Annotated in this window: 10 protein-coding genes and 3 pseudogenes; 10 read left to right on the top strand and 3 right to left on the bottom strand. The window is 33.3% G+C overall.

Annotated elements, in window-relative coordinates; genetic code table 11:
• Positions 1 to 48 precede the first annotated feature (48 nt).
• From OMHG_RS02955 to OMHG_RS02925, 8 genes are all read left to right on the top strand, one after another.
• A complete protein-coding gene (locus tag OMHG_RS02955) occupies positions 49 to 1,134 on the top strand; it encodes a hypothetical protein (protein WP_010648179.1) in 1,086 nt (361 codons plus the stop codon).
• A 70-nt stretch (positions 1,135 to 1,204) separates the two neighbouring features.
• On the top strand, positions 1,205 to 2,164 hold the full coding sequence (locus OMHG_RS17445) for a glycosyltransferase (RefSeq protein WP_010648178.1): 960 nt from the start codon (positions 1,205 to 1,207) through the stop codon (positions 2,162 to 2,164).
• An 81-nt stretch (positions 2,165 to 2,245) separates the two neighbouring features.
• Positions 2,246 to 2,629, top strand: coding sequence for a hypothetical protein (locus tag OMHG_RS18705; RefSeq protein WP_049887916.1), 384 nt, complete (start codon positions 2,246 to 2,248; stop codon positions 2,627 to 2,629).
• Positions 2,518 to 3,342 (top strand): polysaccharide pyruvyl transferase family protein, encoded by an 825-nt coding sequence (locus OMHG_RS02945; RefSeq protein WP_081498484.1) that lies wholly within the window; start codon positions 2,518 to 2,520, stop codon positions 3,340 to 3,342. Before OMHG_RS18705 ends, OMHG_RS02945 begins: the two co-directional genes overlap by 112 nt.
• Before the next feature lie 27 nt (positions 3,343 to 3,369).
• Positions 3,370 to 4,884: an oligosaccharide flippase family protein gene (locus OMHG_RS02940; RefSeq protein WP_010648177.1), complete on the top strand. Its 1,515-nt coding sequence runs from the start codon at positions 3,370 to 3,372 to the stop codon at positions 4,882 to 4,884.
• A 51-nt stretch (positions 4,885 to 4,935) separates the two neighbouring features.
• On the top strand, positions 4,936 to 5,946 hold the full coding sequence (locus tag OMHG_RS17705; RefSeq protein ID WP_010648176.1) for a nitroreductase family protein: 1,011 nt from the start codon (positions 4,936 to 4,938) through the stop codon (positions 5,944 to 5,946).
• A gap of 135 nt (positions 5,947 to 6,081) precedes the next feature.
• Positions 6,082 to 7,452, top strand: coding sequence for a UDP-glucose dehydrogenase family protein (locus OMHG_RS02930; RefSeq protein WP_010648175.1), 1,371 nt, complete (start codon positions 6,082 to 6,084; stop codon positions 7,450 to 7,452).
• Positions 7,433 to 8,461, top strand: a complete 1,029-nt coding sequence (locus tag OMHG_RS02925; RefSeq protein ID WP_010648174.1) for a GDP-mannose 4,6-dehydratase — start codon at positions 7,433 to 7,435, stop codon at positions 8,459 to 8,461. Before OMHG_RS02930 ends, OMHG_RS02925 begins: the two co-directional genes overlap by 20 nt.
• A gap of 891 nt (positions 8,462 to 9,352) precedes the next feature.
• On the opposite strand, the pseudogene OMHG_RS02915 reads toward OMHG_RS02925, so the two are convergent.
• Positions 9,353 to 10,024, bottom strand: a pseudogene (locus tag OMHG_RS02915) (ATP-binding protein); the annotation flags it as partial.
• Between the two features lie 119 nt (positions 10,025 to 10,143).
• Between OMHG_RS02915 and istA the strand changes: the two are divergent.
• Positions 10,144 to 11,703 carry an IS21 family transposase gene (istA, locus tag OMHG_RS02910; RefSeq protein ID WP_010648168.1) on the top strand — a complete coding sequence of 520 codons (1,560 nt, stop codon included), beginning with the start codon at positions 10,144 to 10,146 and terminating at the stop codon, positions 11,701 to 11,703.
• Positions 11,700 to 12,467, top strand: a complete 768-nt coding sequence (istB, locus tag OMHG_RS02905; protein WP_010648165.1) for an IS21-like element helper ATPase IstB — start codon at positions 11,700 to 11,702, stop codon at positions 12,465 to 12,467. The genes istA and istB overlap by 4 nt, the downstream gene beginning before the upstream one ends.
• Before the next feature lie 37 nt (positions 12,468 to 12,504).
• Here istB and OMHG_RS19515 read toward each other — a convergent pair.
• Together OMHG_RS19515 and OMHG_RS02895 are read right to left on the bottom strand one after the other, a co-directional pair.
• Positions 12,505 to 12,591 (bottom strand): annotated as a pseudogene (locus OMHG_RS19515) (AAA family ATPase); the annotation flags it as partial.
• A pseudogene (locus tag OMHG_RS02895) lies at positions 12,591 to 12,992 on the bottom strand (IS21 family transposase); the annotation flags it as partial. The pseudogenes OMHG_RS02895 and OMHG_RS19515, both read right to left, overlap by 1 nt.

The raw sequence follows: 12,992 nt of genomic DNA, 5'->3' as shown, positions 1-12,992 counted from the left end.
TTTAAATAACATTATTTATGATTTTATAAACTATTGGAGATGGAGTTATTGTTAGAGATTTTTATTATTCCTATGGCTTTTCCTTTAGCATTTATTATAGTTACTTTACTTTATAGGAAATTAACAAGTTACAGTATCATTTTTTTATTAACTATAGCTGTTTATTTTGTAGGAGTAATATTCTGGTATTTCTTTGTTATTAGCTATGGTGGAAATAATAATACTTTTATATTTCCAGATGAATTGACTTATCTTTTTGGTGAATCAACAGGTTTCTATGGAGATATCGTTAAGTTAATTGTTAGTTTAGGGTCTACCTTAGCTGTAAGATTTATTAATGTATTTAGCTACACCTTTGGGTTATTATGGTTAACAACGGAATTAATTCATGTACGGTTAAATAATAATTCTAGCATAAATACAATAAAATTTATCTATGTTAGTATGATTGCAGCGCTAGGTAGTTATTGGTCCTTCTTTATACTAAAAGAAGGTATGACAGTTCTTAGTATTTCAATGTATCTTATTTCTTATCATCGTAGAAATAAGCCTTTAAAAATAATAGCTCTGATTTTAGCCTTATTTGTTAGGTTTGAGGTTGCTATAGCTATTATATTTGCTGAAATAGTTGTGTTTCTTTGGAAAAAATCTAAAATGTTATTGTATCTATTATTAAGTATAACAATAATAGCTATAATCTTATATTTAAATATGCCAAACTCAGAAGCACTAAAGTTGAGCTTTCTATCAAGGAGATATGGTGAAAGTGATAAGATATATGATAGTGCAGCAATTCAAACAGCTCAACTGGGATTCTTGCAATTTATTACTTCTTATACCTATTTTGAAACTATTGCAGGAAATATTTTGCGTAGTTTAATACCGTTTTACTTACCATTTAGTCCAATCAGTACCCCTCTAACTTTATTTAATTTAATCGGTTGTATTCTAGTATTTAAAAAATTCAAAGAAAAAAGAGATGTCCCAACAATATTTGGTGTTGTGATTCTACTTCTTCTTATGGGGACTATTTCAGTACCGCGTTATGTAACGGTTATTATAATACCATTGACAATTTACTTGTTGTTAGATAATACCAAAAGAAAAGATATAAGAAAAAATACAACTACTTAATCGGTCGATTAATTGTTAAGATTAATTTAGTGGAATGTGATATAAACCTATTCTTTTAGGAGGAGACATTTTGAAGGAATTCCCTTTAGTATCAGTTATAATACCATGTTTTAACAGTGGAGAATGGATGGGAGAGACATTATCAAGCGTTTTTGACCAAACTTACCCCAACATTGAAGTAATAGTTATAGATGACGGATCGACGGATAATACAAAAGAGATAGTATTAAATTATAGTGATGAAATACTATATTATTATCAAAAAAACAAGGGACCTTCAGCTGCAAGAAATCTAGGTGCGAAAAAAGCTAGAGGGAAATATATCGCTTTTTTAGATTCGGATGATGTTTGGGAAGATAACAAGTTATCTTTACAAGTTGGTTATCTAGAAAAAAATAAAAATGTTCAATTGGTATTTTCAAATGTAAATCTCATAAATGAGAAAGGAGAACATTTATATTCTCATTTTAACCGAGTCCCTATAGGAAAAAAAGAAATTATTATGAAATTCTTTTTGGGGGAAATAACAATGAATACTCCAACAATTGTAGTGAAAAGAGATTCACTCCTTAACGTTGGTGGTTTTGATGAAGAATTACCTCTGAGAGAAGATCATTTTTTCTTAATGATGATGACACACAAGTATGAAATATTTCATTTTAAAGAGCTGTTAGTAAATAGAAGGGTGAGTACAAAAAGTATGAGTAACTCACTTAATGTAGAAAAAATTTTTAAAATGAATGAGCCCTTTATTTTAAAAAGCGTAAAAAAGTTTCCTTTTTTATCAAATTATAAGAAAAACGTATATTCAAGAGTATATTCAGCAATTGCAAGAGGATACTGGAAAAAAAGAAATTATTTAAAAGCTCTACTATATATAATAAAAAGTATATATAATAAACCATTGAAGCTTAGAAATTATATCTTTTTCTTTTTGATTCTTTTAAGAGTGAATTATAAATATATGGAAAGTGCTAAATGGAAATTGAAAAAAAATAATAAAATAATTAGCAGAGTTATTTCATATTAATCTTATGCTTGATATTAAAATAATTTTATTTATATAGTTAAATTAGCATTTGTACTTGAAATAAATTTTTAAGGAGAAATTATGAATAAAGTTGGTATTATCACACTAAATGGTTATAAAAATTATGGTAATAGGCTCCAAAATTACGCTCTTCAAGAAGCTATTAAGGCAATTGGCTTTAATGTAGAAACGATTGTAGTTGACCCAAAAGCGATTTCTTCGAATGACAAAAAATCATTAAGCTTTTTTGATATTAATTTAATTAAAAAGGTTACGAGGAAATTAATTAATATTAAAAATAAAAACATCATGAGGAAAGGGAGAATAAATTTAAAGAGTTTTCTGCGAAATATATTTATGAAACGAAGTATAAAATTTCAAAGGAAAACATACATGCAGAGGATATATCAAAATTCAAGGCATTTGTTACTGGAAGTGACCAAGTTTGGAATCCATTCTATATAAATGGATCCTCTCTATATTTTCTAACCTTTGCTATAAAAGAAAAAAGGATTTCATATGCAGCAAGCTTCGGTATCTCTAGCATTCCAGATATTTATAAAGCAAGCTATAAAAAATATTTGTCTGAAATGAATTATTTGTCAGTAAGAGAAGAACAAGGTGCAAAAATAATTAAGGATATTACAAGTAGAAATGCGCAAGTAGTACTTGATCCAACAATGCTTCTAACTCGAGAAAATTGGAGAGAAATCTCTAAAGCATCGAATGAAAAACCAAAGATACCTTATTTACTAACATATTTCCTTGGAAATGTTCCTCAGGATACTTTAACTAGAATTGAAGAAATTGCTAATGAAAGGAAATTGAAGATTGTAAATTTAGCTAGTTTGAAAGACACTAAGTATTATTCTGCTGATCCAGGAGAATTTATAGATTTTATAGACTCTGCGGATGTTTTCTGTACAGATTCTTTTCATGGTGTAGTATTTTCGATATTGCTAGAAACACCTTTTATTGTTTTTGAACGCCAAGGGAAATTGCCATCCATGAATTCACGAATAGAAACATTATTATCTAAATTCAAATTCAGTTCGAGAGTCGCAAAAAATATAACTTCCATTAACCAAATATATAATATTGACTACTCACATGTTGATGAAATTCTATCATCTGAGCGTGATAAATCATACACATACTTAAAGGAATCATTAAAATAATATTGATAAATAGAAAGTGGTATTAACATGAGTCAAATGAAAGCTGGAGCAATACTTTCTTACCTATCGCTATTTGTTACTGGCATTATAGCATTAGTATATACACCAATATTGATACGTTTAATCGGTCAAAACGAATATGGCCTTTATGCACTGATTGGATCAATGGCAGCTTATTTTAGTATAATGGATTTAGGTTTAGGAAATACTATTATTCGTTACATTGCTAGAAACAAAGCAATTGGAACCAAAAAAATAGAATCAGAATTAAATGGTTTTTTTTTAAAAATATATGCTTATATTGGATTATTAGCTGCAATTGTGGGAATAATTGTTTGGCTTAATATTGAAGTGATTTTTGGCAACAGCCTTACAACAACCGAATTAGAAAAAGCGAAATTAATGATAATTATTTTAATATTTAATTTTGCTCTTTCTTTTCCGTTATCAATTTTTAGTTCTATTTTACAGGCATATGAAAGATTTGTATTTGTGAAAATGGTCGCAATTTTCCGTGCCTTATTGATACCAATAGTTACAATCCCCTTTTTGCTTTTGGAACACGGAGCAGTAACAATGTTAGTAATTACTACGGTGGTTAATATTTCTGTATTGATATATAGTGGTTGGGTTGCATTAACTAAATTAGATATTCATTTTAGTTTTGGGAAATTTGAACGTGAATTTATCAAAGAAATCTTCGGTTTTTCTTTTTTTATTTTTTTAAATGTAATTGTTGATTTAATTTACTGGAATACTGATCAATTTATTTTGGGTATTACATCAGGAACTGATATAGTAGCAGTTTATGCTATTGCTATGCAATTCATCATGATGTATAAAATGTTTTCGACTTCTATTAGTAATTTGTTTTTACCTAAGACATCAAAACTTGTAGCTAATAATGCAAGTGATCTAGAATTATCAAAATTAATGGTCAAGTACGGTAGGATTCAGTACTTAATTTTAATTTTTATTTTATCAGGGTTCTCTGTATTTGGATATCAATTTATAATCACTTGGGCTGGTGAAAGTTATAAGACGGCATATTTTATCGTCCTAATAATTATGTTTCCATTGACTATTCCTTTATCTCAAAATTTTGGGATAGCCGTTTTACAGGCGAAGAATATACAAGGATTCCGTGCTATTACTTATTTAATAATCGCTATTATTAATATTATAATAAGCATACCTTTAGCTATTAATTATGGGGGAATAGGAATAGCTATAGCTACAACTCTATCATTAATTATTGGTCATATAATTCTTATGAACATATATTATCATACTAAAATTAAAATCAATATGATTCTATACTGGAAGAATATTTTACAAATAACTATAGCAGTAATTATATTAACAACTATAGTTTTTGGAATCGATAGATTCTTTTTTGATTCAAGTCATATTATAATACTTTTAATTAGAATTGTGATTTTTACATTAGTTTTCCTAGCAGTATCATGGATTTTTGTCCTAAACGATTATGAAAAAAATCTCTTTAAATCGATTATAAAAAAACAAAAAATAAATATATGAGAAAAATTACAACTAGTTTTATCTATTACATTATAATAGGGAGTAAAAAGAATGAAAAAAATTATAAAAAAGATAATACCTCATTTTGTATTTGAAAGATTAAAACGGCTGTTGAATTTGATTAAGTTAAATAAAAATTATTTTAACGAAATGAGAAGATACTCGAAGTATTCATTTGAATTAACTAAAAATAAGACTCAAAGGCATTTGGAGTCGAATTTAATTTTTTTCTACCATAAGATAGAAAAGGGTCTCTCTCTACCCAATCCTAGAGTTGGTTTTGGTGAAAAAAAAGTTTATCATCTATTAGAATTAGTGAAGGTTTATTACAATAGGTTTGGTTGGGATAAGACAGCGCAGGTATCTTTAAATACTCTTTTTGCATATTACAAGTTTAATAAGGATCATAATTTAGATTTAAAGGATTTATATATTGAATTAGAGGAATTAAAAAAAATCTCAACTAATAATACAACGGTAGGAGGAGTTACAAATATTAATTTGAAAGATATTGAGAGTGCTAGAATAAATTTTAAAGACTTTGCTAACTCTAGATACAGCTTAAGAGCCTTTCTCCCAGGGGAAATTCCTCTGTCGAAAATAAGAGAATCAGTAGAAATAGCACAAAAGACACCGTCAGTTTGTAATCGCCAATCATGTAAAGTCTACGTCTTTGATAAATATAGAAAAGATGCAATATTAAAACATCAAAATGGAAATTCTGGATTTGGAAAAGACGCTGATAAAGTTCTAATAATTACTGCAAATCTTAAAGATTTTAGGGGACCTAAAGAGAGAAATCAGGCATATATAGATGGTGGATTATTTTCAATGTCTATAATATATGCTTTACATTCCTTGAATGTAGGAACTTGTGCTTTAAACTTATCGCTAGATTATAGAGATGAGGAAAAACTAAAAGAGGATGCTAAAATACCTAAATCAGAGGTTGCTTTAATGATGGTAGCCTTAGGAAATTTCCCGGAAAGTTTTTATGTTACTGATTCACCAAGACGTAACACAAAAGATGTGTTAAAAGTTATTGATGGTTCAAGTAGTTAAATATAATAAATTACGGACTTTGGTACAGTGTCTACTATTATCTTGAATTCAAGAGAATGGTAGGTATTTGGAACTTTCTGAAAAAGAATAAAACTTTTGATTCTACTAATAAAATATAAGAGGGAAGGCATAAATATGTATAAAATAGCAGTAGCAGGAACAGGATATGTTGGCCTAGTTGCCGGAGTATGCTTTGCAGAGGTTGGCCACCAAGTAACCTGTGTTGATATAGATGAAAATAAAGTAAAAACGATGAAGCAAGGTATTTCCCCAATCTATGAAAAAGGATTGGAAGATTTAATGCAGAAAAATTATGCTGCAGGTAGGATTGATTATACAACAGACTATAAATCGGCATATAAAGATGCAGATGCAATTTTTATCGGGGTAGGTACTCCAGAACAACCTGATGGATCTGCAAATTTATCATATATTGCTACGGTTGCTAGACAAATTGCCGAATCTATCGAAAAGGATTGTCTAGTTGTTGTAAAGTCTACTGTACCTGTTGGTACAAATGATAAAGTAGAACAGTTTATTAATGACTTCCTGATTAATGATGTTAAGGTAGAGGTAGCATCGAATCCAGAATTTTTGGCACAAGGCTCTGCAGTGAAGGATACGCTGCAAGCGGCAAGAATTATTATTGGAACGGAAAGTAAATGGGCTGAGGACGTATTAATGTCTTTGTATGAACCATTTAATTTACCAATTGTATCTGTTAATAGAAGATCTGCTGAAATGATTAAATATGCATCAAATGATTTCCTCGCTTTAAAAATTTCCTATATGAATGATATTGCCAATCTTTGTGAGTTAGTTGGAGCTGACATACAGGATGTTGCTAAAGGGATGAGTTTCGATGAACGTATTGGAAGTAAATTCTTAAACGCTGGTATCGGTTATGGGGGATCATGTTTCCCTAAAGATACGAAGGCATTGGAAAGTATTGCAGCACAAAATGGTTATGAACTTAAAACTGTGAAGGCAGCTATTGATATTAATGAAGATCAGAAGACAAAACTATATAAACAGGCTAGTAAGAGACTTATAACTTTTAGTGGGCTTAAGGTAGCTGTGCTGGGATTAACTTTCAAACCTGGAACTGACGATTTAAGGGAAGCACCATCCCTTGAAAATGTGCCTTTATTATTGGAACAGGGTGCAGATATTTATGCATATGATCCTGTTGGTGCTGAGAACTTTGCGAAATTATATCCAGAAGGTAATAACGGTAAAGGCACTATCACATATGTATCTAATATAGAACATGCAATTGAAGATGCTAATGTTTGCTTTATTTTTACCGAATGGGGAGAAGTGAAAGCAATAACTCCAATGAGATATAAACAATTGATGAGAACACCTTTAGTATATGACGGCAGAAATATATATGATACCAATGACATGAAAGAGGCGGAGATAGAATATTACTCCGTTGGAAGAAAGTCAGTGACCAGAGAAGACATAAAGGAGTCGAAGAACCTTGAATTTCACAACTCTTGATCCTAGTAAAACATACCTAATCACTGGAGTAGCTGGTTTTATCGGATACTACTTATCTAGAAAACTATTAGAACATGGTTGCCAGGTAATTGGTGTTGACAATGTCAATGACTACTATGATGTGAACCTTAAACATACTCGTTTAGGAAATTTGGATCCATATGAGAAGTTTACTTTTATTAAAGGGGACATATCAGACAAGGACATGGTAATGCAGATTTTTAAAGAATACAAGCCTAACATCGTAGTAAACTTAGCTGCTCAAGCAGGAGTAAGGTATTCCATAGAGAATCCAGATGTGTATATTCAAAGTAATATCATCGGCTTCTATAATATTCTTGAAGCATGCAGGCATAATCCAGTCGATCACCTTGTTTATGCTTCATCAAGCTCTGTTTATGGATCTAATAAAAAAGTACCATTTGAAGAAACGGACTTTGTTGACAATCCAGTTTCACTTTATGCTTCTACTAAGAAATCAAATGAATTGATGGCTCATACGTATAGCCACCTTTACAAGATCCCGGCTACGGGACTCCGCTTCTTTACGGTTTACGGCCCTATGGGTCGACCGGATATGGCCTATTTTGGTTTTGCAGATAAGTATTTTAATGGTGAGCCTATAAAGATTTTCAATAATGGTGATTTTGAGAATGATCTATATCGAGACTTTACTTATATTGATGACATCGTTGAAGGAATTGAACGACTATTAAGTAATCCGCCTAAAGATGAAGGTCAACATAAAGTTTACAACATCGGGAACAACAGTCCTGTAAAATTGATGGTGTTTATTGAAACGTTAGAGAAGGCTATAAGTAATGCCGTTGGCAAAGACGTACAATTTGAAAAAATCTTTGAACCAATTAAACCAGGTGATGTTCCTGCAACTTATGCCTCAACAGATCAATTACAGAAAGCTATAGGCTTTAAACCAGAGACTTCAATTGAAGAAGGACTCCAGCAATTTGCAGATTGGTATGTGGAGTATTACAAGCTCAAAGACTAAATAAAGTACCCGCTAAGCTATTAAGGCTTGGCATATGATGATTATTTAGATCACAATGAACTTGTGCAGGACAATTGAGATTATTGATAAGGAATTAGAGAATAAAAGATTCGGATAAACTAAAGTAGCCACTAGAACAGACATCTGTTTTAGTGGCTCTTTTATCCGTACTTACTGGCTCAATCTGCCCGCAATACTCAGGTAGCGTACTCCGGCGAAAAACTGTAAATACATTCCAATGTTCGCTGCATTTGCTTCTTTAACATATAGGGAGATACATTCATCATAAGTTGCTCATTGTTTTAAAGTGGATTACTCCAGATTCTGTTTGGAGTGTGTTAGTGGAATATTTATTAATCTGGAGAACATGATGGTAGAAGATCACAACAATCATTATTATCTATTGCGTGTGTAGGAAAAGCAATTAGGTTGAACTGGAGTACGTCGCTGTACTATCGGTTATCATCTTTAACTTTGCTGTCAGCAATTCATCTATTTTAGTCTGCCCCTTAAATTTGAACCCTCCTAGAGTGATTACTGCCATTAGATCTTGCCACCCTTGCCATGTTATTTACCACTGAATGCCAAGAAATTAACCACTCGTTGCCATCTTGGTTACCGATAAATATGTAAACCCTACAGACACCTATCTATTGAGCTGTCTGTAGGGTTTTTGTAACGGGTTAGTTCATTTCAAAATAATCGAAGATTATTTTTCTAGAACCTTCATGAATATCTTGTTCGGTCCAACTGTATGGACAAGGTTCCTGACCATATATCCTTAAAAGTTTTAGCCGTAATTCTTTAGGAAAAGGATAACATTGTTTGTAGCCTACCCAATAATAGTATTCCTCTATTTTTTTTAGGTCTTTCCTTGTCATGATTGTCATATCAGATCTCACCGTTTAGGCCATGACGTTCTCGCATAGAAACTTCTCCATCTATCATAATTTGATAGGAATCGTGGATAATACGATCTAAAATCGCTTCTGCGATTGTTTCGTTACCTAATTTTAAATGCCAACCATTAGGATCGATTTGTGAACAGAAAACTGTCGAAGCTACTTTATGGCGTGCTTCCGTAATTTCTAATAGAATTGCTGCCTCATCTGTTGTTAAATCGGTGAGTAACCATTCATCAAGTATTAGTAAATCAACTTTCGTGTATTTCTTAATACACTTCCTGTAACTTCCGTTTGCTGCTAGTTTGGCTAGGGATAACTCATCTAGTAACTCTGGTAAACGAATATACTTCACCTTGTAGTGTTGACGACAAGCTGAAACTCCGAATGCAGTAGCTAAGAATGTTTTTCCAGAACCTGTCGGTCCTTTCAATATAATATTATGACTATCATGGATATAGCTACAACTAGCTAACTTCAATATCAAAGCTTTCTCCAGTTTACGATCTTCATGATATTCTATATCCTCGATAGAAGCTTTTGAATTTAAGAAAGTAGCTGACTTTATTAGACGTTGAAGTTTATTCGTTTGACGACGAGATTGTTCAACATCCACAAGTAAAGAAAAGCGATCTTCAAAACTCATCTTTTGAAATTCCTGTAACTGCTAAACTAAAATCAACAGATTCTGCTAAATAGAAATGAACACTTTTCACCCAATATCAATCCAGATAAGTTATGATTGTCTTTTAAACATAGTTTGTCTGGAGGATCTGAAAGGTGGAAAAATTACTCTTGTATTTACAGGTTCATCAATTGAGTGAACAAGGATTCAAAGTGGCGAAAATCGCCAGGAAATTAGGCATTTCAAGGAATACGGTCTATAAATATTTGACTATGTCCTTCGAGGAAGCAAGTGATTGGGCAAATTCCCTCAGGCAAAGGAGGAAGAAGCTCGATCCCTATCGGGATCAAATTATAAGGTGGTTAAAAGAACACCCTGATCTATCTTCCGCACAAATTGAGGATTGGCTGAAAGAAAAATATCCCGGTATCACCATTGGGGGGAGCACAGTCAGATTATTCATTAAAGACTTGAGAGAAATTCATCACATTCCAAAAGAAGTATATGTGCGTGACCATGAAGCAATTGATGAACTGCCCATGGGCCAGCAGATTCAGGTGGACTGGGGAGAAATAAGGCTTAAAAACACGGATAAAAAAGAGGTGAAACTTTACTTCATCACATTCGTTCTCTCCCATTCCCGATATAAATATGTCGAATGGTTAGGGAGGCCATTTACCACAACAGACACGATTCGCTGTCATGAAAAAGCATTTGCTTATTTCGGTGGTATGCCAGAGGAATTAGTTTATGACCAGGATCACCTGATTACTGTCAGTGAAAATGCGGGTGACATTATTCTAACCAGTGAATTCCAGGTCTATAAAGAGCAACGGAAATTCCGTTTACATTTATGTAGAAAAGCGGATCCACAAAGTAAGGGGAAAATAGAAAACGTTGTAAAGTTTGTGAAAAACAATTTTGCCAGGAACAGGGACTTTACGAACATCGATGCTTGGAATGAAAAGTGCATCGCCTGGTTAGATCGGACTGGAAACTATAATGTCCATAACACAACAAAAAAGAGACCCGTTGAAGTGCACGCCCTCGAAAAGCAGCACTTGAAACCAGTCTCCACCCTGCTCGCCATTGCGAACGATTATAGTTCCAGTATAACAAGAACCGTCTGTCCAGACAATGTCATCAAATATAAATCCAATCGTTATTCTGTTCCCCTGGGAACGTACCGGCGTAATGGTGATAATAGAGTTTTTATCGAAACCAAAGAAAATGAATTGATCATCAAAAAACAATCACAGGGTGAAGTTCTGGCCCGGCACACCCTAAGTATGGAGAAAGGAAAACTCATCAAAAACAGGCAGCATGCTCGCGATCGTTCAAAAGGGATTCAAGGCTATAAGGAGACCGTTATCCGTCAATTCAATGACGGCGAACAAGCCGCATTATTCATTCAAGAATTGAGTACCCGGTATCCGAGATATGTTCGAGATCAGCTTCAAATCGTTCAGTATACCTTGCATCATTTCCGTCAGGAAATTGAAAAAGCCCTGGGTATCTGTATAAAAGACCAACTTTGGAGTGCAAATGATCTTCGAGATGTTTCCCAACATCTCGCCAGCCAAAAAGAAACAGAGGAACGACAAGCACCTCGTCATACGGAGAACCCACAAAACGATCCTGTCACACGACAAGCCACTGCATCGATCAGAGAAATGGACGATTATATCAAGATACTTGGAGGCGTTGGACAATGAACAGCACAGTTAATGAACTTCAAGATCACTTCCGCCATCTTCGGATGGCAGAGACAGCCAATGGATTGCCTCATCTGTTGAGAAAAGCCGAACAATCTTCTTGGACGTATCATGAATTTCTGGAGGAACTCTTAACTTTTGAATTAAAGCGGAGAGAAGAAAAAAATGTAGAAAGGAGGCTGAAGTGGGCAAAATTCCCTTATCAAAAAACACTGGATGAATTTCGTATTGACGAACAGCAATCCATCAGTAGTCGTCAAATCAATCAGTTAAGGGAGCTGAATTGGCTCGAGCAGCAATATAACCTGATTCTGCTTGGTCCACCAGGGGTGGGCAAAACCCATATTGCGATTGGTCTCGGCCTCGAGGCCATCTATAAAGGATTCAAGGTGACCTTTTTAACCATGGGAGAACTTGTCCGACTGCTCAAGACAGAGGAGTACCTGTCAAAATCCAAAACCCAGCTAAAAAGAATCCGGGAATCAGATCTTGTTATCATTGATGACCTGATGTATCTGGCAATGGATCAGCGAGAAGCCAACTTGTTTTTTCACCTGATTAACCATCTGTACGAACGAAGCTCAATCATCTTGACATCCAACAAGGGCCCAAAGCAATGGGGTGAATTGATGGGCGATCAAGGCATAACAACAGCTATATTAGACCGAATTCTCCATCGGGTAGAAGTTATTCACCTAAATGAAGACAGCTATAGAATGAAACACCGAAACACAATTTTCGAAGAGAAAAGTGTTCAAAATTAATTAGCAAAAAGTGTTCAAAACTACTTGACGGTTACAATTCCCTGTTCAAAGCTTGCTCTTTATATGCTTCTGCCATACCGCCTAATTTCATTTCGTGTAATTTTGTTAACGTTTGTTCATTCATCATTTTTTCGTACCTCCATAATATGCAGCCCCACGTGTGAAACCATAGTTATTTTCATTTATTTCTGTTTTGCGTTTGAGATCTTGCTCAGCGTCATTCTTTTTATTGTTCTTTAATATCGTTTGAATACTTTTAACGGTTGGTCGCTTGGTCATAGAAAAGACCATCTTACATGCTCGTTCAATTTCATACTTTGAATAGCGTCTTTCAGACTTTTTCAATGAAAATATAGATTGTAATGCTAGTTTCTCAGTTTGAGAAGTATCTAGAATATATTGAACAACGTTCAATGTTGACGAGCCAATACTCTCTCCCCATTCAATTGCGGCTTCAGGGGTTTGATCTATAAATAATTTATGATTATCTGGCATATGATCACGAATAGTGGATAATTGACTGTA

It is taken from the genome of Oceanobacillus massiliensis str. N'diop, from assembly GCF_000285495.1.
In the GTDB taxonomy this organism is placed as follows: domain Bacteria; phylum Bacillota; class Bacilli; order Bacillales; family Amphibacillaceae; genus Oceanobacillus; species Oceanobacillus massiliensis.
The sequence above is the reverse complement of the archived record's forward strand: the minus strand, read 5'-3'. Positions and strand labels throughout refer to the sequence as shown.